The organism is Onishia taeanensis, assembly GCF_900100755.1.
Lineage (GTDB): Bacteria > Pseudomonadota > Gammaproteobacteria > Pseudomonadales > Halomonadaceae > Onishia > Onishia taeanensis.
This window is the reverse complement of record NZ_FNCI01000004.1, coordinates 305,698-329,089: the sequence shown is the minus strand read 5'-3', so window position 1 is coordinate 329,089 and position 23,392 is coordinate 305,698. Positions and strand designations below refer to the sequence as shown.

At 62.5% G+C, this 23,392-nt stretch carries 17 protein-coding genes; 14 read left to right on the top strand and 3 right to left on the bottom strand.

The features are described 5' to 3' along the window. Positions 1 to 67 precede the first annotated feature (67 nt). From BLR71_RS08415 to BLR71_RS08375, 9 genes are all read left to right on the top strand, one after another. Entirely contained in the window at positions 68 to 481 is a 414-nt protein-coding gene (locus BLR71_RS08415) for a hypothetical protein (protein ID WP_092525010.1), read from the top strand. A 12-nt stretch (positions 482 to 493) separates the two neighbouring features. Next, positions 494 to 2,368: a VWA domain-containing protein gene (locus BLR71_RS08410; RefSeq protein ID WP_092525008.1), complete on the top strand. Its 1,875-nt coding sequence runs from the start codon at positions 494 to 496 to the stop codon at positions 2,366 to 2,368. After that, positions 2,361 to 3,149, top strand: coding sequence for a class II glutamine amidotransferase (locus tag BLR71_RS08405; protein WP_092525007.1), 789 nt, complete (start codon positions 2,361 to 2,363; stop codon positions 3,147 to 3,149). The genes BLR71_RS08410 and BLR71_RS08405 overlap by 8 nt, the downstream gene beginning before the upstream one ends. 274 nt (positions 3,150 to 3,423) lie before the next feature. Continuing rightward, positions 3,424 to 5,085 (top strand): AMP-binding protein, encoded by a 1,662-nt coding sequence (locus BLR71_RS08400; protein ID WP_092525005.1) that lies wholly within the window; start codon positions 3,424 to 3,426, stop codon positions 5,083 to 5,085. A 118-nt stretch (positions 5,086 to 5,203) separates the two neighbouring features. Next, positions 5,204 to 9,223: an ATP-dependent RNA helicase HrpA gene (gene hrpA / locus BLR71_RS08395; protein ID WP_092525003.1), complete on the top strand. Its 4,020-nt coding sequence runs from the start codon at positions 5,204 to 5,206 to the stop codon at positions 9,221 to 9,223. Beyond that, complete coding sequence (locus tag BLR71_RS08390; RefSeq protein WP_092525001.1) at positions 9,220 to 10,341, top strand: beta-ketoacyl-ACP synthase III; 1,122 nt, start codon at positions 9,220 to 9,222, stop codon at positions 10,339 to 10,341. The genes hrpA and BLR71_RS08390 overlap by 4 nt, the downstream gene beginning before the upstream one ends. A 43-nt stretch (positions 10,342 to 10,384) precedes the next feature. Then, positions 10,385 to 11,194 (top strand): MlaA family lipoprotein, encoded by an 810-nt coding sequence (locus BLR71_RS08385; RefSeq protein ID WP_245696380.1) that lies wholly within the window; start codon positions 10,385 to 10,387, stop codon positions 11,192 to 11,194. Between the two features lie 87 nt (positions 11,195 to 11,281). After that, the gene (locus BLR71_RS08380) at positions 11,282 to 12,478 is read left to right on the top strand and encodes a PP2C family protein-serine/threonine phosphatase (protein ID WP_092524999.1); all 1,197 of its coding nucleotides are present in this window, start codon (positions 11,282 to 11,284) and stop codon (positions 12,476 to 12,478) included. Beyond that, positions 12,465 to 12,974 carry an STAS domain-containing protein gene (locus tag BLR71_RS08375; RefSeq protein WP_092524997.1) on the top strand — a complete coding sequence of 170 codons (510 nt, stop codon included), beginning with the start codon at positions 12,465 to 12,467 and terminating at the stop codon, positions 12,972 to 12,974. The genes BLR71_RS08380 and BLR71_RS08375 overlap by 14 nt, the downstream gene beginning before the upstream one ends. A 202-nt stretch (positions 12,975 to 13,176) precedes the next feature. Here the strand turns inward: BLR71_RS08375 and tal are convergent, their stop codons facing one another. Together tal and BLR71_RS08365 are read right to left on the bottom strand one after the other, a co-directional pair. Beyond that, entirely contained in the window at positions 13,177 to 14,112 is a 936-nt protein-coding gene (gene tal, locus BLR71_RS08370) for a transaldolase (RefSeq protein WP_092525118.1), read from the bottom strand. Between the two features lie 32 nt (positions 14,113 to 14,144). Beyond that, positions 14,145 to 15,869: a methyl-accepting chemotaxis protein gene (locus BLR71_RS08365; protein ID WP_092524995.1), complete on the bottom strand. Its 1,725-nt coding sequence runs from the start codon at positions 15,867 to 15,869 to the stop codon at positions 14,145 to 14,147. A 272-nt stretch (positions 15,870 to 16,141) separates the two neighbouring features. Here BLR71_RS08365 and BLR71_RS08360 point away from each other — a divergent pair, with 272 nt between their 5' ends. The 5 genes from BLR71_RS08360 (at position 16,142) to pstB (ending at position 22,024) form a co-directional block, all read left to right on the top strand. Further along, positions 16,142 to 17,329, top strand: a complete 1,188-nt coding sequence (locus BLR71_RS08360) for a Bcr/CflA family multidrug efflux MFS transporter (RefSeq protein ID WP_092524993.1) — start codon at positions 16,142 to 16,144, stop codon at positions 17,327 to 17,329. Between the two features lie 256 nt (positions 17,330 to 17,585). Continuing rightward, a complete protein-coding gene (locus tag BLR71_RS08355; protein WP_092524991.1) occupies positions 17,586 to 18,599 on the top strand; it encodes a PstS family phosphate ABC transporter substrate-binding protein in 1,014 nt (337 codons plus the stop codon). A gap of 106 nt (positions 18,600 to 18,705) precedes the next feature. Beyond that, positions 18,706 to 19,962 (top strand): phosphate ABC transporter permease subunit PstC, encoded by a 1,257-nt coding sequence (gene pstC, locus BLR71_RS08350; protein ID WP_092524989.1) that lies wholly within the window; start codon positions 18,706 to 18,708, stop codon positions 19,960 to 19,962. Between the two features lie 21 nt (positions 19,963 to 19,983). Then, complete coding sequence (gene pstA, locus BLR71_RS08345) at positions 19,984 to 21,150, top strand: phosphate ABC transporter permease PstA (protein WP_092524987.1); 1,167 nt, start codon at positions 19,984 to 19,986, stop codon at positions 21,148 to 21,150. 37 nt (positions 21,151 to 21,187) lie between these two features. Beyond that, positions 21,188 to 22,024, top strand: a complete 837-nt coding sequence (gene pstB, locus BLR71_RS08340) for a phosphate ABC transporter ATP-binding protein PstB (RefSeq protein ID WP_092525116.1) — start codon at positions 21,188 to 21,190, stop codon at positions 22,022 to 22,024. A gap of 134 nt (positions 22,025 to 22,158) precedes the next feature. On the opposite strand, the gene BLR71_RS08335 is transcribed toward pstB, so the two are convergent. After that, entirely contained in the window at positions 22,159 to 23,346 is a 1,188-nt protein-coding gene (locus BLR71_RS08335) for an acetyl-CoA C-acyltransferase (protein ID WP_092524985.1), read from the bottom strand. Positions 23,347 to 23,392 lie beyond the last annotated feature (46 nt).

Sequence of the window (23,392 nt, the reverse complement as noted above, 5' to 3'; positions counted from 1 at the left end):
GCGGTGTACCATATGTGCAATCAATTGAAGATGCGTGCGCCAGGAGGCGTACGCCTGGAGAGAAATGATGCTGTTGTCCAATTCGTTGCCACAACTGTGGCTGATCTATGGCCTATTGTCGCTGGTTGTACTGGTGACTGGCCACCTGGGAATTCGCTTTCTGCCAAGGTTGCCTCGTTGGGTCATCACCGGGGTGGTGGCCGGGATCATCTGGATGCCGGCCAGTTATTCACTGACGACGCTGGATCAGGCCGAGGCCCACACCGGCCTGGCGCCGGCGGTGGTCGTGACCGCCGTCGCGGTTCTGCAAGGCAAGGGCGTTAGTTTCGCAGCGCTGCTTCTGGTCGTGGGCGCCGCCCTGGGGGCCTTGCTGGGCTTCGGGGTCTGGCGTCTGTTGCGCCGCCCGCTGGCGCCAAAGGCGAGTGCCGCCGAACGGCCTGAAGCCTCGAGTCATGAACGCCAGGAGCCGGTCATCGGTTAAGGGGAAGTACCTATGCGCGTCATGTTCGGTGCCGTGCTGGGTTGTCTGCTGTGGTCGACCAGCGTTTTTGCCCAGCAGGTGACAGAGGACGTCGAATCAGAGAACGGCAGGCCCCAGGCGGACGCCGCCGCAGACGTGCGGGTTATCTTCGATGTCTCCGGCAGCATGCAAGACAACGACCCCGAGCGTTTGAGCGCCAGCGCCCTGGAGCTTCTGGCCTCGCTGCTGCCTGAGGGCTCTCGCGGCGGGCTCTGGACCTTCGGTGAGCGGGTCGAGAACCCGCTTCCCGTTGGACCGGTGGATCGCCGCTGGCGAGAACGGGCGCGCTCCCTGGCTCCGAGCTTGGTCGACTATCAGCAATATACCGATATCGAGGCGGCGATCCGTGCGGCCAGTGAGGAGCCTGGCGGTAAGCGGCATCTGATATTGCTGACCGATGGCGTCATCGACCTGGCCCCGGCCGGCGGAAACAAGTCGGCCCGAGATGCCCGTTCGCGTCAGACGCTGCTCGATGAGCTCGCCCCCGCGCTTGCCGAACGTGGCGTCACCATCCATGCCATCGCCTTCTCGCCACAGGCGGACCTGGGCTTGGTCGAGCGCCTGGCCCAGGCAAGCCAGGGGCTTGCCGCGCTCGCCCAGACGCCTGAAGACCTGCTGCGTAGCTTTCTCGATATCTTCGAGCGCATCTTCCCGACCGATCAGGTACCGCTCAGCGACAATCGCTTCCCCATCGACCCTGAGGTAGAGGCCTTCTCGGCCCTGCTGTTTCATGAGCCGGGATCGCCACCCACGGTGCTCGTCGGCCCCGATGGCCGTCGCTACACGCCCGATAACCTGCCGGAGGGGGCCAGTTGGCAGCGCCAGCCGCGCTTTGATCTGATCACCGTGCCTTCGCCTGAAGAGGGCGAATGGCGGATCGAAGGTGATCTGGCGCCGGACAGCCGCGTCAGCGTGGTGTCACCGCTGGTGCTGCATACCAGCGAATTGCCGGCGACCCTCTATCAGGGCTTCGATCTGCCGCTGGAAGCCTGGCTCGCCAATGACGACGGCTCGCCTCTGGAGGCCGGGCGCCTTGATAGCATGCGGGTCACGGCTGAACTACAAGCCCTTGATGGGTCGGTCATGGAGACCAGCCCGCTGACCCAGCCGACCCCAGGCGCCGAGCGATTCAGTGGTGTGCTGCCGGCGCCGAACTTGACCGGCAATGCGCGATTGGTCATCGATGTCGAAGGCGAGGACGCCCATCGCCAGCGTGTTCAGGCCGTCAACGTGTTGCCCGCTATCAGTGCCCGCCGTGAAGACGGCCAGGTGTGGCTCGAGGCCGAGCATCCGGCGCTCAATGCCGCCAACACGCGCTTGAGCGCTACTTTGCAGGGTGAGGCGCTGCCTATCGAGTCCTTGGACGAGCGTCGCTGGCGGGTGAACCTGCCCGAACTGCCCGACGATATTGGCGTGCCGCTGCAGGTTGAAGCCGAGGTGCAGCTGGACGGCGAATCACGCCAGCTCAAGCTACCGCGACTGCTGCTCAATCCTGACGGTCGCATTCTGCTCGACGAGGCACGCCTGGATGGCGCCGAGTTGGTCAGCCGCGACCTGCCGGCGACGCCAGACGACACGGCGAAAGGGGCCGAATCAGGTGCCTTCGACGGAGATGCGGCCGCCGACCGGGTGGTGAAGGCCATCAATGCGCTGCCCGGCCAGGCCAAGCGGCTGGTGCAGAATCTTGAAGACCAGCCCCGCTCCTGGCTCGCCTGGGCGGCGATGGCGGTCGTTTTGCTGCTGGGGTTGTGGTGGCTTGGCGCTCGCAGGCGCCGTGGGCGTCAAACGTCTCGGCATGTGACCGCTTCATCAGACGCGTCGCGCCGCAGTGAGGATCCGCATGTGTGAACTGCTCGGCATGAGCGCCAATGTGCCCACCGATATCTGCTTCAGCTTCGCGGGCTTCTTGCATCGTGGTGGCGGCACGGGGCCGCACCGCGACGGCTGGGGCATCGCCTTCTACGAGGAGGGCGGCTATCGCGAGTTTCGCGACCCGCATCCCTCGGTGGACTCTCCCATTGCCCGGCTGATTCGCGACTATCCCATCAAGTCGCATATCGTGATCAGCCACATCCGTCAGGCCAATGTGGGTCAGGTGCGCCTGGCCAATACCCATCCTTTTACGCGCGAAATGTGGGGGCGCCCCTGGTGCTATGCCCATAACGGTCAGCTCGAGGGTTGGCAGGAACTGCCACTGGGCGTCTGTCGACCGATTGGCAGCACCGACAGCGAGCATGCCTTCTGCTATTTGATGGGCGAGCTGCGCCATCACTTTCCCGAACCGCCCGAAGACCCTCAGGCGCTGTGGGCGCTGTTACATCGCTGCTGCGAGCGCCTGCGCAGTAAAGGGGTTTTCAATCTGCTGCTGTCCGACGGCGTGCGCCTCTATAGCTACTGTTCGACCAAGCTTGCCCATATCACCCGCCGCGCGCCCTTCGGTGAGGCCAATCTGTCGGATGCCGAGCTGAACGTGAATTTCGCCGAGCATACCACCGAGCATGATGTCGTCTCGGTGCTGGCGACCGAACCTCTGACTGATAACGAGGACTGGGTGCGGATGGTTCCCGGGGAACTCTTGGTCTGGCATGACGGCGAGATACTGGCGCGCTTTCTGCCGGAAGCCGACTGACATAGCCGGCTCAAAAGACGACTTAACGTCAAAATAGCGTCCCTTTCTTAATAGCTTCTTCAAGCTTTATCAGGCGTGATATCGGACTATGCTGGCAGGATATAAGGACCAAAGTGGCATGGCGTCCTGATTTGAAGAGTGGCAACGTCTGATTGATGTTTAACACCTGTTTCAATCGTTTGTTTTAATCAGGTGGCTCGGCTGCCACACGGCGGCCTTTCATCAACAATGATCAGTGCGTCGGTCGTGTCGGCGCCTTTGCGGAGATCCGCCCATGAGCGAGCATGCCAGTGCAGCGACTCTCACAGGCCCGGCCCTTGAAGGGCTCGACGACTACACCTCGGTGGTGGATGTTTTCAGAAGGTCGGTGGATCGCTTCGCCGATAAGCCGGCCTTTAGCTGCATGGGTCAAACCCTGACCTATGCCGAATTGGATCGCTTGTCTGGCGATTTCGCCGCCTGGCTACAGCACGAAACGGCACTGGAGCCAGGGGATCGCATCGCGATCCAGCTACCCAACGTGCTGCAGTATCCGGTGGCGGTATTCGGTGCTTTGCGCGCCGGTCTGGTGGTGGTCAACACCAATCCGCTCTATACCGAGCGAGAGATGGCCCATCAGTTCAAGGACTCCGGCGCCAAGGCGATCCTGATTCTGGCCAATATGGCCGACAAGCTGGAGAAGGTGCTCGACAAGACCGACATCGAGCATGTGCTGGTCACCGAGCTTGGCGACCTGCACGGCGTTGCCAAACGGCTGCTGATCAACGCCGTGGTCAAGTACGTCAAAAAACTGGTGCCGCACTATGCGCTGCCCACGGCGGTCAGCTTTCGCTCGGCGCTGGCCCGGGGGCGGCGACTCGAACACCGGGAGGTGGCGCGCTCCCCGGAGGATATCGCCGCCCTGCAATACACCGGGGGGACCACCGGTCGCGCCAAGGGCACGATGCTCACTCACCGCAACCTGATCGCCAATATGCTACAGGCGCATGGGGCCATTGGCCCGGCACTTGGAGAGGGCACCGAGACGATCATCGCGCCGCTGCCGGTCTATCACATCTATACCTTTACGGTTAACTGCCTGTTCATGGTCGAGACCGGCAATCACTCGGTGCTGATCACCAACCCCCGCGATCTGGACGCCTTCGTCAAGCTGCTCAAGAAGACACGCTTCACCGGCTTCATCGGCCTCAATACCCTGTTCAATGCGCTATGCCAGCGCGAGGACTTCCGGTCGATCGACTTCTCGCCGCTCAAGCTGACCATCTCCGGCGGTATGGCGCTGACCCGCGTCGCCGCAGAGCGCTGGCAGAGCGTTACCGGCTGTGCCATCGCCGAGGGCTACGGCATGACCGAGACCTCGCCGGTCGTCTCCTTCAACCCGGTCGATGCCATCCAGCTGGGCAGTATCGGCAAGCCTGTGGCCGGCACCTCGGTTCGGGTTCTCGATGCCGATGGTGAGCCCTTGCCGTTGGGCGAGCCCGGCGAGCTTTGCGTCAAGGGGCCTCAGGTGATGAAGGGCTACTGGAATCTGCCGGAGGAAACCGCCAAGACGCTGGATGAAGAGGGCTGGATTCGTACCGGCGACATCGCCGTTCTGCAGGAGGATGGCTACATCCGCATCGTCGATCGCAAGAAGGACATGATCATCGTCTCGGGCTTCAATGTGTATCCCAACGAGATCGAGGATGTCGTGACCGGCCACGAGGATGTGATCGAGGCGGCGGCGGTGGGCATCGAGGACGAAAACAGCGGCGAGGCGATCAAGCTGTTCGTGGTCAGCCGCAATCCGGACTTGGATGCCGAAACCTTGCGCGCCTACTGCCGCACGCAGCTTTCTGCCTACAAGGTGCCGCGCTACGTCGAGTTCCGCGATGAGCTGCCCAAGACCAACGTCGGCAAGGTGCTGCGTCGCGAGCTGCGCGAGACGCAGGCCTGAGGTTGCCAGAAGCCGAGTGGGCCACCGAGTAGGCACCATCGCCGGGCGAGCGGTACAATGGCGGGCCCGCGATGGACGTATCCTCGCGGGCCGCTGACTTCTAGCCAATGAGGTTGCCTTGAGCACCACAACGACCCGCTCCCCGACTGCCGCCGATACCGCCCGTCTTAATGCCCTGCAGCAGCAGCTCGATGAATGCCTGCTGAGCGATGCCCGTCGACTGGGCAAGCGCCTGGCCGGGTTGAGGCGCCGGGCCAAGCAAGGCCAGCCGATCGAGCGTGGCCTTGCCGATATCGAGCCGCAACTGGCGAAATCCCAGCAGCGCCTCGCCAAGCGGCGTGCCCAGCCGGTCGCGCTCAACTATCCGGCCGAGCTGCCGGTGGTCGAGCACCGTGATGACATCCTCGAGGCGCTGCGCGAGCATCAAGTGGTGGTGGTGGCCGGCGAGACGGGCTCGGGCAAGACCACCCAGCTTCCCAAGCTGTGTCTCGAGCTGGGGCTGGGGCGCCGTGGCTTGATCGGTCACACCCAGCCGCGGCGGCTGGCGGCACGCTCGGTGGCAACGCGGCTGGCCGAGGAGCTCGATGTCACGCTGGGCGAGCAGGTCGGCTATCAGGTGCGTTTCACCGATCAGACCAACGATGCCACCCTGATCAAGCTGATGACCGACGGCATCCTGCTGGCCGAGACCCAGCATGACCCGGACCTGTCGCGCTATGACGCCATCATCATCGACGAGGCCCACGAGCGCAGCCTCAATATCGATTTCCTGCTGGGCTACCTCAAGCGCCTGACTGCGCGCCGCCCGGACCTCAAGATCATCATCACCTCAGCGACCATCGATGTGGAGCGCTTCGCCTCGCATTTTGCCGACGAGCGTCGCCCGCAGCAGGACGGCAGCGCTACCCCGGCGCCGGTGGTGCAGGTCTCCGGGCGCACCTACCCGGTAGAGGTGCGCTATCGCCCGCTGGTGCGCTCGGAAGACGACGAGGAGGACCGCACCCTGCAGGAGGGCATCCTGCAGGCGGTCGAGGAGATCGAAGTCATCGAGCGCGAGAAACGCTGGCAGCATGGCCCGCGTGACGTGCTGATCTTCCTGCCCGGCGAGCGTGAGATCCGTGAGACCGCCGACACCCTGCGCCGTGCCGATCTCAAGGGCACCGAGGTGCTGCCGCTCTATGCCCGGCTCTCCAACGCCGAGCAGAACCGGGTGTTCCAGTCCCATGCAGGGCGGCGCATCGTGCTCTCGACCAACGTCGCCGAGACCTCGCTGACGGTGCCGGGCATACGCTACGTGATTGACCCTGGCCTGGTGCGCATCAGCCGCTACAGCTACCGCGCCAAGGTGCAGCGTCTGCCCATCGAACCGGTCAGTCAGGCCAGTGCCGATCAGCGCAAGGGCCGCTGCGGGCGTATCAGTGAGGGCGTGTGCATTCGTCTTTATGACGAAGACGACTACCTGTCGCGGCCGGCCTTTACCGAGCCCGAGATCCAGCGCACCAACCTGGCCTCGGTGATTCTATCGATGCTGTCGCTCAAGCTCGGCGAGATCGAGGCCTTCCCGTTCGTCGATGCCCCGGACTCGCGCTTCATCAAGGATGGCTTCCGGCTGTTGTTCGAGCTTGGCGCGGTCGACGAGGGCAATCGCCTGAGCGAGCTGGGTCGCCGCCTGGCGCGCCTGCCCATCGACCCCAGGCTGGCCCGGATGGTGCTGGCCGGCGCCGAGTCGGGCTGTCTGCGCGAGACCTTGATCGTGGTCTCGGCACTGGCCATTCAGGACCCCCGCGAGCGCCCGGCGGAGAAGCGTCAGGCGGCCGACCAAGCCCATGCGCGCTGGAAGGACCAAGACTCCGACTTCGTCGCCTGGCTGAACCTGTGGGCCGGCTTCGAGGCGGCCCGCGAAGAGCTTTCCGGCAACCGGCTACGTCGCTGGTGTCGCGATCATTTCCTGAGCTATCTGCGCCTGCGGGAGTGGCATGATACCTTCCGCCAGCTGCGTCAGCTGCTTAACGACATGGGTATCAAGGTGCCGGCCCCGGAGCCGCTGCCGGAAGACGAAGAAGCGCGCGCCAAGCGTCGCCGCGAGAATGCCACCTCGATGCACCAGGCGCTGTTGACCGGGCTTTTGTCGAATCTTGGCCAGTTGCTCGAGACCCGCGATTACCTTGGGGCCCGCAATCGCAAGTTTCAGATTCACCCGAGCTCCGGTCTCGGTCGCAAACGGCCGAAGTGGATCATGGCGGGTGAGCTGGTCGAGACGTCCAAGCTGTTCGCCCGCGAGGTGGCACGCATCGAGCCGCAGTGGATCGAGCCGCTGGCCGGTCATCTGGTCAAGCGCACCTATAGCGAGCCGCATTGGGAAATGAAGCGCGCCCAGGTGGTGGCCTTCGAACAGGTGACCCTGTTCGGCCTGCCCATCGTCAATCGGCGCCGCGTCCACTATGGGCCGATCGCTCCTGCCGAGGCGCGTGAACTCTTGATTCGCCGCGCCCTGGTCGAAGGGGAGTATCGCACCAAGGCGGATTTCTTCGCCTATAACCGCTCGCTGATCGAGGAAGTCGAAGATCTCGAGGATCGCGCCCGCAAGCGCGACATCCTGGTCGACGAAGAGACGCTGTTCGACTTCTACGACCAGCGACTGCCTGCCGACGTCATCAACGGCAAGGGCTTCGAGGCCTGGCGCAAGAAGGCCGAGGCCAAGGACCCCAACATCCTCAAGTTCGACCGCGAGGCGCTGATGGCCCGCGGTGCCGAGGATGTCACCGAGGAACAATATCCGGATGAACTCCTGCTCGGCGGAGTGCGCTATCCGCTGCGCTACCACTTCAAGCCCGGCGCCAGCGACGATGGCGTGACCCTGACGGTGCCGGCGGCGATGCTCTCCCAACTGCCCGTCGAGCGGCTCGAATGGCTGGTGCCCGGGCTCTTGCGTGAGAAGTGCATCGCGCTGATGAAATCGCTGCCCAAGTCCGTGCGTCGACAGGTGGTGCCGATTCCCGACTGGGTGGATGCGGCCCTGGCGACCCTGACGCCGGATGATGTTTCCTTGACTGCCGCCCTCGGTGACTTCCTGCGGGTCAAGACCGGCTTGCGTCTGGGGCCCGATGACTGGCAGCTCGATCAACTCGAGCCCCATCTGCGCATGAACCTGAGCGTGGTCGATCACGAAGGCAAGGTGCTGGGCGAGGGCCGTGATCCGGTCGAGCTGGAGCGCCGCTTCGCCAAGGCGGCAAGTGAGGGTGCCCAGGCACTGGCCGAGCAGGCCACGGGCCAGCAGCAGGTGCTCGAGGATCTGCCCGAGACGGCCCTGCCCGAATCGCGAGTGACCACCCAGGCCGGCATCCGCGTCGAGGCCTTCCCGGCGCTGGTCGAGGCCACCGAAGGGCTTACCGTCGAGCTCGTCGAACATCCCGCCAAGGCCCGCGAGGCGCATCGCCATGGCATCAAGCGGCTCGCCATGCAGCGTGCCCCCGAGGCGGTGCGTGAACTCAAGCGTTTGAAGGGGCTGGACAAGTGCGCTCTGCTGTTCGCCAAGGTAGGCAGCAAGCGTCAGCTCATCGACGATCTTGTCGAGGCCGTGTTCCTGCAGGTGGTGGCGGTGGACCCGCTGCCGCGCTCGAAGGATGCGCTCGAGGCGCGCCTGGCCGAGACCCGCGAGCAACTGCTGCCCCATGGCGAACATCTGGTGAAGGTGCTCGAGCGCGCCCTTAACGGCCATCTGGCAGTGACTAAGGCGTTGAAGGGCAATCTCAGCTTCGCCTTGGCGCTGGTGTACAGTGATCTAAAGGCACAGATGCAGCGGTTGGTGCATCCGGGCTTCGTGGTCGAAGCGGGTGGCTGGCTCGAGCAGTATCCGCGCTATATGGAAGCCGCACAGATACGCCTCGAGAAGGCTCCTAGGGAGCGCAACCGGGACCAGATGCTGATGCAGGAGATTCAGGACTTCGAGACACGCCTTGCCAAACGCCGCGAGGCCGCGCGTCGCCAAGGCCCCGAGGACCCTGAGTTGACCGAATTCGGTTGGTGGATAGAGGAATTGCGTGTGTCGCTTTTCGCCCAGCAGCTCGGCACGCTGGAGCCCGTTTCCACCAAGCGTCTCGAAAAGCGCTGGGCAGAACTCACAGGAAGGACCCAATGACGACCGCAGTGATCACCGGCAGCGGGCTTTATACGCCGCCCCACGCCATTGACAATGATGCCCTGGTGGCGGCCTTCAATGCCTGGGTAGATATCGACAATGCCGCGCATGAAGCGGCCATCGCCAGCGGAGAGAGGGCGGCGCTCGAGTACTCGAGCACTGCCTTCATCGAGAAGGCCTCGGGCATCAAGAGTCGCTATGTGCTGGATGCCGAGGGCATTCTGGACCCGCAGCGCATGCGGCCAAAGCTGCCCCAGCGCGGCAATGATGAACTCTCGCTACAGGCCGAGATGGGCCTTGCCGCGGCGCGTCAGGCGTTGGAGGCCGCCCAGGTTCAGGCCGAGGAGGTCGACCTGGTGATCGTCGCCTGCTCGAACCTGGAGCGGGCCTATCCGGCGGTGGCGGTCGAGCTTCAGGCGGCACTGGGGGCCGGCGGCCACGCCTATGACATGAACGTGGCCTGCAGTTCGGCGACCTTCGCCCTCGATGCCGCTCGTAATGCGATCCTTGCCGGTAGCGCGCAACGCGTGCTGGTGGTTAGCCCCGAGATTTGCTCGGCGCATCTCAATTTCCGCGACCGCGACAGCCATTTCATCTTCGGCGATGCCTGCACCGCCTTGGTGATCGAAGACGCTGCCGTGGCCCGCGCCAGCGAGCGCTTCGAGATCCTTGGCACTCGGCTGGTCACCCAGTTCTCCAATGCCATCCGCAATAATGCGGGCTTCCTCAACCGCGTCACCGATGCCGATTCCCAGGCGCTGGACAAGCTGTTCGTTCAGGAAGGGCGGCGGGTCTTCAAGGAGGTCTGCCCCCTGGTGGCCTCGCTGATTCAGCAGCATCTAGAGGACCTGGGACAAAAGGCCGCAGATCTGTCGCGCCTCTGGTTGCATCAGGCGAATCAGCACATGAACGACCTGATCGCGCGTCGGGTGCTGGGCCAGCCACCCCGTGAGGATCAGGCGCCGATCATTCTCGATCGCTACGCCAATACCAGTTCGGCAGGCTCGATCATTGCGTTCCATCTGCACCGCGACGACCTGCAAGCCGGCGCGCTGGGGGTGGTGTGTTCCTTCGGAGCCGGCTACAGTGCCGGCTGCGTCGTGGTGCGCCGTACATGACGGCCGAAAGATGAATTGCGGGAAGGACTGCCAAGGAACGTCGATGAAAGAGAGTACGCGTAGGCCCGAAGGCCGCAGGATCCAGGGCGTGATGGCCAAGGCCATCCTGCTGAGTACCGTGATGGGCATGGCCGGCTGTGCCAGCACTCAGACCGCCGAGCGTAACCCGCAAGACCCCTGGGAAGGCTTCAACCGCAAGGTCTACGCCTTCAATGACACCCTCGATCGCTATGCCCTGAAGCCGATTGCGCAAGGGTATGACTTCGTGACGCCGGCACCGGTGCAGACGGGAGTGGGTAACTTCTTTTCCAACCTCGGTGAGGTTGGCACGGCTTTCAATAGCGTGCTGCAGTGGAAATGGGGCAACGCGGGCATTGCCACTGGGCGTTTCGTGATCAATTCGACCCTCGGCCTGGCTGGGCTGGTGGATGTCGCCGGCGATATGGGCATCACCGGGCGCGATGAAGATTTCGGCCAGACGCTCGCCGTCTGGGGCGTCGGCGAGGGCCCCTATCTGGTCCTGCCGCTGCTTGGCCCGAGCACGGTGCGCGACACCTCCGGCCTGCCGGTGGACATGTACACCGATCCGGTGACTCATGTGGAAGAAGATAAGGTCGCCTATGGTCTGACCTTCCTGCGTTTGGTCGACAAGCGGGCTGGGCTGCTCGATCAGGAGCAGCTGGTTCAGGGGGACCGCTACAGCTTCATTCGCGATGCCTGGTTGCAGCAGCGGCGCTTCGAAGTCAACGACGGCCAGATGGGCGATGACCCCTTCGCCAGTGACAGCTTCGAGTTCGACGACAGCGACTTCGAGGTCGACGATGCCGGCGACGAGGCGACATCGACGCCGTAACGTGCGCCTGACGGCGGCCCAGAAGTGATCCGCGGGAAGGGGGCGCCCTCCCGCGGTTATCTGTTTAGGGATAAGGGGACGGAGTGCATGGCCAGCCCAAGAATACTGATCGGCGTGCTCGACCTGCCAGGCAAGGCGCGGGATGACCTCGCCGAGGTGGTCGCCAAGGGCGCGTTCGCGGTGATTGCGGCCGAGCGGCCCGAGGAGCTGCCAGGCGAGACCGAGCTGGTTGTCGCCCATGTGCGAGCCGTGCCGGCCCACGACTGGTCGTCCTTGACTGCCCGATTGCCGACCCTGGCGGTCAGTGACAGTCGTCTCGACAGTGATCTACTCAAGGCCGTGGATGCGGGCGTGGTCGACTACATCATCGAGCCGCAGCGCCATGGTGACATCCTGCGTCGTATGATCGCCAAGGTGATCGAGAATGGCCGGTTGGCAGAGGAAAATCGCCGTGACCGGGAGCGTCTCGCCGAGCTCAACGAGAGCCTGGAGACGCATCTGGAAATGCTGCGTCTCGACCAGCAGGCCGGGGGCCATATTCAACGCAAGCTATTGCCGCCCCGCCCGCTGTTACTCAACGGTGTGACCTGTGATTACTGGTTGGCGCCATCGCTGTACTTGTCCGGCGATTTTCTCGATTACCAGCGCTTTGATGCGCGTTTCAGCGTTTTCTATTTTGCCGATGTCTCGGGCCATGGCGCGTCATCGGCTTTTGTCACCGTGCTGCTTAAGTACCTTTGCAATCGCTGGCTTGGAGAGTGGGACGGTACCAATCCCGAGAGTTTGGCGGCCGGGTGGCTGGCGGGCTTGAACCGCGAGCTTTTGGATACGGGGATCGGCAAGCATATGGCCATGTTCGTGGGGGTCATCGATCATCAGACCCGACAGCTGCACTATTCGCTGGGGGCCCAGTTGCCGATGCCGTTACTGGTCAGTGAGGGCAGTGTGGCGCCGCTTGAGGGTGAAGGCATGCCGGTGGGCTTGTTCCCGAATGTGGAATATCCAACCTTGAGTTGTGCGCTGCCGCAAAACTTCCGATTATGGTTATGTTCAGATGGAGTATTGGAGTACCTGTCAGGCAGGACGCTTGATGGGCGGCTCAAGGAACTCGAGCAATTGGTGCTGAGCTGTGAAAATCTGGCAGCACTGCGGACGAGCCTGTCGCTTGGCAGGCTTCCCGAAGACGACGAGGAAACCATCAGTGGGCATGCCCCGGGGTACGAGGAGCTGCCCGACGATCTGACGATCATGACGTTGAGCGGTTTTTACCATGATGAAGAATGAAGGGCGACTTCAGGCGGCCATCGATTCTGGGGTTTTCATCCTTAAGCTTTCTGGTGATGTGCGGCTCACCTTGAGTGCGACCCTGGACAGCCAGGCGCAGCGGTTAGCCGACATGCCGGGCCTGGAAACCGTGATGGTCGATCTGCGTGAGGCTACCAATGTGGACTCCACGGCACTGGGCTTCCTGGCCAAGGTGGCGCTGGCCGTTCGCGACCGACTCGAGCAGCCGCCAACCATCGTGGTCGATAATCCGGATGTCAGGCGTATGCTGGATGTAATGGGCTTCGGTGACTATTTTACGCTGGTAGAGTCACCTATTCAGGAGACTTCTGAGCTCGCCGACCTGCCGTTGGTCAACGCCGATGAGCGGGTGCTTCAGGAGCGCATTCTCGAGGCGCACCGCATCCTGATGCGTATGAGCGAGCATAACCGTGAAGAGTTTCAGCCCTTGGTGAAACTGCTCGAAGAGCAGCATCGCCAACCGAGCGAACCATAACAACGCGGTCAATAGTAAAGCGCAGCCAGATAATGCAGCTAATGCAGCTAATAAAGAGGGCCGGTCGATAGCGACCGGCCCTCTAACGTTTCAGCCCTCTTGACGAGAGACTTCCATCGCACCCATACCACGACTTGCTTGCGATATCGCCCGGGTGGTGGCGTGGGTATTTGCGTGGTTATTTACGTGGTTATTTACGTGGTTATTTGCGTAGCTCGGCCAGCAGCGTCTCCAGCTTGCGCTGATCTTCCATGAACTTGCGGATACCTTCGGCGAGCTTCTCGGTGGCCATGGCATCTTCGTTCATCGCCCAACGAAATTCGCTCTCGTCCAGTGGCTCCGGCATGGCGCTCTCGGCGCCCTGGGGTGTCAGGGCCCGCGGCAGCTCGCCGTGATCTTCGGCCATTTCACCGAGCAGTTTCGGCGAAATGGTCAGGCGGTCGCAGCCGGCCAGGGCTTCGATCTCACCGACGTTGCGGAAGCTCGCGCCCATCACCACCGTCTTGTAGCCGTGTCCCTTGTAGTGCTCGTAGATGGCACGCACCGAGCGCACGCCCGGATCATTGGCGCCACTGAAGTCCGCTTCGGGCTCACGGGCCTTGTGCCAGTCGAGGATGCGGCCGACGAAGGGCGAGATCAGGGTCACGCCGGCGTCGGCGCAGGCCTGGGCCTGGGCAAAGCTGAACAGCAGCGTCAGGTTGGTGCGGATGCCTTCACGTTCGAGCTGCTTGGCGGCGCGAATGCCTTCCCAGGTGGACGCGACCTTGATCAGGATGCGCTCGCGGCCGACCCCACGGCGTTCGTAGCGGTCGATCAGCGAATGAGCGCGCGCCAGGGTGGCCTGTGTGTCAAAGGACAGGCGGGCACTGACCTCGGTGGACACATAGCCCGGTACCAGGGCGCTGATCTCGCTGCCGATGTCGACCGCGACGGCATCCAGGGCATCATCGATATCGGTGCTCTGGCGAGCCAGTTCGGCCAGTCGGGCACGGCGGCTCTCCTGCTGCGCGGCCTGCAGGATCAACGAGGGGTTGGTCGTGGCATCGGTCGGTTGGAAGCGGGCGATGGCGTCCAGGTCGCCCGTATCGGCAACCACCGTGGTCATGGCTTTAAGCTGTGTCAACTTGTCCTGTGTCATGGTCATCCTGGGTGGTCGTTTGAGTCAGAGCCTCACTGTAGCAAGGCGGTGCCGCGCTGTGTATCTACGCCTGACGCCTGGAGCGCTTTATCGGTGACGACTCGAGGTGACCATTGGTGCTGGGTCTCGGAAGACGAAGACGCTTTCTCGGCGTCCGAATCAGCCTCCGAAGAGAGGGCCTGCTCATCTGTCTCGATGTTCTCCCTAGTCGTAAAGCGGGCGGCGAAATGGCGCATTTGCTCGGCCTCGTTCTCAAGCGCCATCGCGCCGTTGGTCGCCTTTTCGACCAGTTGGGCATCCTGCTGGGTGAGGGTCTCCATCTGATTCATGGCCTGATTGAGCTGCTCTATGCCGCGGTGCTGGTCGTTGGAAGCCTGGGCGATCTGCTCCATGAGATCGTTGACCTGGCCGACAGCGGCGATGACGGTCTCCATGCCCTGGCTGGCCTCCGCCGACAGCGCATTGCCACGCTCGAGGCTCTGGCGCGAGTCGTCGATCAGGCGCCGCACGTCATTGGCGGCGGCGGCACTACGTGAGGCCAGCGAGCGAACTTCGCTTGCCACTACCGCGAAACCACGGCCATGTTCCCCGGCCCGGGCGGCCTCCACCGAGGCATTCAGGGCCAGTAGATTCGTTTGGTAGGCGATGTTGTCGATCAGGGCGATGGTGTCGTGAATCTGCGTCGAGCGCTCATTGATCTCGCTCACAGTATCGACGAAGTTGCTAATTACCTCACCGCCGGCGCGGGCCTTGCTGCTGGCGTCGTCGGCCAGCTTGGCCGCTTGGCGGGAGTTGTCGGCGTTGTGCGCCACGGTGGCGGTCAGCTCGTCGAGGCTCGCCGCGGTCTGCTCGAGGGACGAGGCTTGTTGCTGGGTGCGTGAAGACAGCTCCTGATTACCTTCGCTGGTGCGTTGGGCGCTGTCGAGAATGGTCGCGCTGCTCTCACGCACCCGGCCGACCGTCGTTGCCAATGACTGCTGCATTTGCGCGAGCTCGCTATATAGCTGACCGATCTCATTGTCGCCCTTGGTCTCGATGGGCTGGGATAGATCGCCTGCTGCCATCTGGCGGAAGTGTTCGATGAGCCGGCGTAGCGGTCGGATGACGTTAACGGTGACGCCCCAGACGGTTATCAGCACCAGCAGCAGGGTGATGGCCACCACGCTGCCCATGGCAGTGTTCATCCAGTTACTTATGCGTTCGAACTGCGCCGCCAGGCCGTTGCCGCTTTGCTCGGAGGCGGCGAAGAAGGCATCCGCGCTCTCCATGAAGGCCTTGCTCATGTCGCTAACGCGAGACTGTCCAGAGTCATAGGCGCCGACGTCGTCTTCCTTGAGCACCATCAGCTGCAGCGATAGGCCGGTATTGAGCAGCGACTGGAAGTGATTCTCGAGGGTCTCGATGGGCTCGACCTGAGATGGCTGAGCGGGAAAGGCCAGGAAATGCTGAAAGGCCTGCTTGGCCGAGTTCATCAGTGCTTCGGCGCGGTCGATGACCGGCCCCGGTCGGTCGAATGAAGGCTTGCGAACCAACTGGGCCGCTCTATTCAACTCTACGCGGGCTCGCAGCATGTCGACATAGGCATGGTTGAGAGCCTGAGCCTGTCCGACGTTGATCTGATTGAGCGTACCGAAGGCCTGGCGGCTGTACTGATTAGCGAACAGCCCGAGGCCTGCGCTGACCAGTATCATCAGCGTGAAGGCAATCAGTACCAATGATCCACTGAGCTTGACCGTCATGTTGTCGAAGAATCGCATGCGGGTGTTTCTCCCTGCTGAGTGATGGGACGCAAGGCCCCGGCTCCGTGTGCCCGGAGCTCAAAGGAATGCTTGATGATGGCTTCCTTATTTATCAGCCGAGTGTGACAACCTGAGGTCATGCGCTTGATGCGCATGGCGCCGGTCCGGATATTTCATTGAGGCTGCGGTATCGGCGGGTCAGGGCGGCAGTATCGCGATGGATCGGTTATCCTTAGCCGGCTATTTTTTTGCTTACCCTGTTTTTGCTCATCCTTTCTCAGGAGCATCCTTTGACACTGAGTACCCGAAGAGTGGCCGTGTTGGTGGCTGCCAACACGGCGCTGGCTCCCTTTGCCATCGATGCCTATCTGCCGGCCATGCCTGCGCTCGCCGAGGCGGTGGGAGCGAGCATTCATCACACCGAGCTGTCGATCAGCGTATTTCTGTTCGGCTTCGCCATCGGCCAACTGACTGGCGGCCCCATGTCCGACCGCCTGGGACGCAAGCCGGTACTGCTGACCGGTTTGTTGGTGTTTTGCCTGGCGAGCCTGGCCATCACCCAGGTGAGCTCGCTGCAAACCCTGTGGGCACTGCGTTTCGTCCAGGCACTCGGCGGCGGGGCCTGCGTGGTCAACTCGGCGGCCATCGTGCGCGACTGCTTCAGCGGCCGCGAAGCGGCCAAGGTGATGTCGACCATGGCCATGATCATGATGCTGGCGCCGTTGGCCGCACCGGCCGTGGGCAGTGGCCTTTTGTATCTGGCTGACTGGTGGCTGATCTTCGTGTTTCTGGCCGCCTATGCCGCCTTCCTTGGCTGGTTGCTTGGAACGCGGCTGCCCGAAACGCGCTCGCCGGACCTACCCACGGCGTCTTTTCGGCAAGTGCTTGGCAATTACGCCAGCGTTTTTCGCCACCGCGAGGCCATGGGATATATCTGTGCGGTAGCGATGGCCTTTGCCGGTATGTTCGCCTTCATTACCGCATCGCCTTTTCTGTACATGGACTATTACGGCCTGTCGCCAGCCATGTACCCGGTGGTGTTCGGCGCCAATGTGGTGGTCATGGCGTCGTCGAATCGGCTCAACATCTTTCTTCTGAAGTACTTCTCACCCCAGCAGAATTTGCGCCTGGGGCTTGGAGTCCAGCTGCTGGCGGCCAGCAGCCTGGTGCTGGTGGTGGCCCTGGGGGTGGATTCGCTCTATACCGTGGTGCCGCTGATCATGCTGTTCATGGGTCAGGTCGGCCTGATTACTCCTAATGCCATGAGTTCGATGCTGGAGAAGTTCAGCCATATGAGCGCCACCGCAACGGCGCTGTTGGGCAGCATACAATTTTCCTGCGGCGCCCTGGCTGGGGTGCTGGTCGGCGCCTTCGAGGTCGAAAGCCCCTGGCCGATGGTGCTGACCATGCTGGGTGTCTCGACCCTGGGCAACCTGGGTCTGCGCTTATTGGCGGGAAGAAAGCCCCATACCGGGTGACATCTTGTGAAGCGGGAAAGGGCACATCGGCGGTGATTCGGTGAGTGTGGTCGGGCGTGCCCCGGAGGTTGAGAGATACTCTGTCAGGCAGGTAATAGGCGCCACGACAAGGGTTTATGCTGCTGTGCAGCCTGGCGGAGACGAGATTGTTGGTCTAGCGTGTCGTCGATGTCTCACATGTCACGAAGTTGTCATCTAGTTGAGTCATCTTAGGCGTCGCGAAGGTTGGACACTCTCATCGACAGGAGTTACCTGCATGAACCGTATTCTCAAGACAACCGCCATTGCTGCCGCCGTTATGGGCTTTGCGACTGCCGCTCAGGCCCGCGACCAACTGCGCATCGTCGGTTCCAGCACTGTGTATCCGTTTGCCAGCTACGTTGCAGAAGAGTTCGGTGCCACTACCGACTACCCGACGCCTGTCATCGAGTCCACCGGTTCCGGCGGTGGTCTGCGTCTGTTCTGTAACGGTGTGGGTGATGACACGCCCGATATCACCAACGCCTCGCGTCGCATCAAGGTCTCCGAATTCGAGCGCTGTGCAGAGAACGGCGTTACCGATATCACCGAAGCCATGGTCGGCTATGACGGCATTGCCTTTGCCCAGTCCAGCGCCAATGACGCCATGCCCGTGACGCGTGAACAACTGTTCATGGCACTGGCCGCTCAGGTGCCGGTCGATGGCGAACTGGTCGATAACCCCTACACCAAGTGGAGCGAGATCGACGCCTCTCTGCCGGATCGTGAAATCGCCGTCTATGGTCCGCCCACTACCTCCGGTACCCGTGATGCCTTCGAAGAGCTGGTGATGGAAGCCGCTTCAGAAGACATGGACGCCTACGGCGGTGAAGCCTACACCGACATCCGCGCCGACGGCCCCTACATCGATGCCGGTGAAAACGACAACCTGATCGTCAAGCGCCTGTCCGAGAACACCGATGCCTTCGGTATCTTCGGTTACTCCTTCCTCGAAGAGAACGGCGACACCCTGATTGGCTCAAGCATCGACGGTGTGGAACCGACCCCCGAAGCGATCGGTAGCGGCGAATACCCGGTGTCTCGTTCACTGTTCTTCTATGTGAAGAACCAGCACGCGGATGACGTTCCGGCCATGGCCGCCTATGCCAACATGTTCATGAGCGAGCAGATGATCGGTGACCTGGGCTACCTGAAGGGCATCGGCCTGATCCCGGCACCGGAAGATGTCCGCGCCGAGTATCGTGAGCAAGTGGCCAATCACAAGACTCTGGAACTGTCTGACATCAAGTGAACGGTAATGTCACCTGATGGTTGAACCGGCCGGCAGCCGACGAGCTGCCGGCCTCTGTACGTTCCGGCAAGTGAGTTTGCCGAGCCCCGTTGACTGAGAGCTTCCCATGCAGACTAACCAACTGATCCTGCTATTCAGCGGCGCCTTGCTGGTGTTGGGGCTGATAGCCTTCTTCATGGGCCGTGCCAAGGCCGCCAAGGTGCGTGCCAGTGGCGCGTCTATGTATGCACAGCCCGACCAGTATGCCTGGTATGCCGCCTTGGCCACTGCCGGGCCGGCGGTGGCAGTGGGGGCGATTGGCGCCTTCGCCTTGTTATTGATGGGGGCGGAGATCCCCACGCCCTACTTGCTGGCCGCCAGCCTGGTGGTTGCTGCCGGCGGTCTGATGGTGGCAATGACGCAGGTACGTCCTGATTTCCATGCGCGCAAGGCCATCGAGCGGACCATTCGTTTCGTTCTGGCCGGTGCGGCGATGATATCGATCTTCACGACCTTCGGGATCCTGATCTCGATCATTTCCGAAGCGATCCGCTTCTTCCAGATGCAGAGCTTCTGGGACTTCATCACCGGTACCACCTGGAACCCAGGTGCCAGCTTCCTGGCCGCTGCGGGGCGGGCCGAAGAGGGCGCCAGCGCCGCTGAGTTCGGCTCTGTGCCGCTGTTTGCCGGCACCTTCATGATCACCCTGATCGCCATGCTGGTGGCCATTCCCATCGGCCTGATGTCGGCGATCTATATGTCTGAGTATGCGCCGACCAAGGTGCGCACCATCGCCAAGCCGGTGCTGGAAGTGCTGGCGGGTATCCCGACGGTGGTTTACGGCTTCTTTGCGGCGATTACCGTGGCGCCGCTGGTGGTTAGCCTCGCCGGCATGGTGGGGCTGGAGGCTTCCTTCAGCAATGCGCTGGCGCCGGGCATCGTCATGGGCATCATGATTATCCCCTTCATCTCATCGCTGTCCGATGACGTCATTAATGCGGTCCCGGATAGCATGCGCCAGGGCTCGCTGGCCCTTGGCATGACCCGCGCCGAAACCATCAAGGACGTAGTGGTGCCTGCCGCTCTACCGGGCATCATCTCGGCCTCGTTGCTGGCCATGTCGCGGGCCATGGGCGAAACCATGATCGTGGTGATGGCCGCCGGCATGCGCCCCAACCTGACCGCCAACCCGCTGGAAGATATGACTACGGTGACGGTACGCATCGTTGCCGCGTTGACCGGTGACCAGGAGTTCGCCAGCGCCGAGACACTCTCGGCCTTCGCCCTGGGCTTGGTGCTGTTCGTGGTGACTCTGACGTTGAACATGGTCTCGGTGATCATGATCCGTCGTTTCCGCGAAAAGTATCGCTCCAATAACCTGTGATCGATTGAGGCCAATCGGACAATGAGACAATCCTTCGACGATATCAGCGCCCAGCTCAAGGGCCGCCATCGCAAGTCTGCTCGCCTGAAGTGGATGTCGATGGGCGCCCTTGGCCTGGCCGGGCTATTCCTGGTGTTCTTCTTCACCGACATGCTGATCAAGGGGCTGCCGGCATTTCAGCAGGCCCAGATTCAGGTGCAGGTCGACTACAGCGAGAGGGCCCAGCAGCTTCCCCTGGCGGCGGTCGAGGAGGACGTGCGCCCCTTGGTCAGTCGTGGCTACCTGCGCCTGATTCCGGGCCGCATGGAAGACAACCCTGACCTGCTCGGCACCAGCCGGATGGAATGGGTGCTGGCCGATGGTCAGGTCGATCAATACCTGAAGGGCCATCACACCAACTTGAACTCCAAGGAGCAGTCAGTGGTCGACCAGCTCGCCTCCGAGGGGCGTGCCGAGCTCAAGTTCGACACCAACTTCTTCACCAGCGGCGACTCCAAGATGCCGGAACTCGCCGGTATTGCCTCTGCCGCGATGGGGACGGTGATGACCTTGCTGGTGACGCTTGCGGTGGCCTTCCCGATCGGCGTGATGACGGCGGTGTATCTCGAGGAGTTTGCGCCTGACAACCGTTTCACCCAGATCATCGAAATCAATATCAACAACCTGGCCGCGATTCCCTCGATTCTGTTTGGTCTGCTGGGCTTGGCGATTTTCATCAACTTCTTCGGCGTGCCGCGTTCCTCACCGTTGGTAGGCGGCCTGACGCTGGCGCTGATGACGTTGCCGGTCATCATCATCGCCACCCGCACGGCGCTGCGCAGCGTGCCGGATACCATTCGCCATGCGGCTTTCGGGGTGGGCTGCTCGCGTTGGCAGGTGGTGCGTGACCATGTGCTGCCGGTCAGCATGCCGGGGATCATGACGGGCTCGATCATCGGCCTGGCGCAGGCCATGGGCGAGACGGCGCCGCTGATCATCGTCGGCATGGTGGCGTTCATTCCCGATGTCTCGGCGACCATTACCGATGCCGCCACGGTGCTGCCCGCACAGATCTTCACCTGGGCCGGGGAGCCGGATCGTGCCTTCACCGAGAAGACTGCCGGCGGCATCCTGGTGCTGTTGACCATCTTGATCGCTCTCAACGCAACGGCCGTGGTGTTGCGCAAGAAATTCGAACGTCGCTGGTAACCGACCGGCATTTGCAACAGGATACGTCACTATGGATATGAAAGTTGCTGACCGTGGAGTCACCATGTCAGGTCACGATACCGGGCAGCCGGTTACCCGCAATGAACAGGCCAATCACGAATTGAGCATTCGCGTACGCGATCTCAACCTGTGGTACGGCGACACCCAGGCCCTGAAGAACATCAACATCGATGTCTTCCAGAAGAACGTCACTGCCTTGATCGGCCCTTCGGGCTGCGGCAAGTCGACCTTCCTGCGTTGTCTCAATCGCATGAACGACTTGATCCCCAGCGTGCGTCTCGACGGCTTGATCGAGATGGATGGCCGCGACGTCAACGAGGCCAAGATGGATGAGGTCGCCCTGCGGCGTCGGGTGGGCATGGTGTTCCAGAAGCCCAACCCCTTTCCCAAGTCGATCTACGAGAACATCGCCTATGCCCCGCGCATGCATGATCTGGTGAGCCGCAAGGCCGATCAGGACGAGTTGGTGGAGAAGGCGCTGCGCGAAGCCGGCCTGTGGAACGAGGTCAAGGACAAGCTGCAGCAGCCTGGCACCTCCCTGTCCGGTGGCCAGCAGCAGCGTCTTTGTATCGCCCGCGCCATCGCCGTGCAGCCCGATGTGATCCTGATGGATGAGCCGACATCGGCGCTGGACCCGATCTCCACGGCGACCATCGAGGATTTGATCGACAAGCTCAAGCAGGACTTCACGATCATCACCGTGACCCACAACATGCAGCAGGCGGCGCGTGTGGCGGACTACACGGCCTTCTTCCACCTGGGGGAATTGGTCGAGTACAACGATACCAAGACGATGTTTGCCAACCCGCATACCAAGAAGGCCGAGGACTACATCACCGGCCGTTACGGCTAGGTCGTTCGTTAATTAAGCATCCTGAGCTGACGCTGAAATAGCCCATGGAATAATGGAATACAAAGAGGGGAAGCCAATCGGCTTCCCCTTTTTTCGCTGTGGAGCGAGATGATCGCGCATTGCTTGGCGGGCGGCTAGTCGAGCAGCTCGACCGCGACGGCGGTCGCTTCACCGCCACCGATGCACAGGCTGGCGATGCCTCGCTTGCCGCCGGTGACCCGCAGCGCATTGATCAGGGTGGCGATGATCCGCGAGCCGGTGGAGCCAATGGGGTGGCCCTGCGCACAGGCGCCGCCGAATACATTGACCTTATTGTGGGGGATATCCAGTCCATCCATGGCCAGCAGGGTGACCACCGCGAAGGCTTCGTTGATCTCGAACAGATCGACATCATCCACCGTCCAGTCAAGACGCTTCATCAGCTTGCCGACCGCTCCCACCGGGGCGATGGTGAACTCGCTGGGGTGCTGGGAGTGAGTGCTGTGGCCAAGGATGCGGGCTAGCGGCCGGGCGCCGTGGGCCTTGGCGGCCTCGCGGCTGGCGAGTACCAGCGCCGAGGCGCCATCGGAGATCGAGCTGGCGTTGGCGGCGGTGATGGTGCCGTCCTTGGCGAAGGCCGGCCGTAGGTCGCGGATCTTGTCGAGGCGCGCCTGGAAGGGCTGCTCGTCGTGATCCACGATGCTGTCACCGCCGCGACCGCTGACCGTGACCGGCGTCAGTTCGGCGGCCAGGTGCCCGGCCTCGTGAGCGGTCATGGCGCGCTCCAGAGAGGCGATCGCGAAGTCATCCATGCGCTCGCGGCTATAGCTGCGCTGATCGGCGATATTCTGCGCGAAAGCGCCCATCAGTTGCCCGGTCTCGGCGTCTTCGAGGCCGTCCAGAAACATGTGATCCTTGAGTTCGCCATGGCCCAGGCGATAGCCGCGACGGGCCTTGGTCAGCACATGCGGGGCATTGGACATCGACTCCATGCCGCCGGCCAGCACCAGCTCGCCGCTGCCGGCGAGAATCAGGTCATGGGCCAGCATGGTGGCCTTCATGCCGGAGCCGCACAGCTTGTTGATGGTGGTGGCGCCTACGGCATCCGGCACTCCGGCTTGGCGCATCGCCTGGCGCGCCGGTCCCTGCTTCACCCCGGCGGGCAGTACGCAGCCGAAGATGCCCTCGTCGACGGCGGCGGCATCGATGCCCGCTTGGGACAGGGCGGCCTGAATGGCGACAGCGCCAAGCTCAGGCGCAGTCAGGCTTGAAAGGCTGCCCAGCATGCCGCCCATCGGCGTGCGGGTGGCGGCCAGGATCACGATCTCGTGAGAAGTGGACATGGTATGACTCCTTGGCGGTCGCTAGGGCTGAGCCGTTGACCGCAGA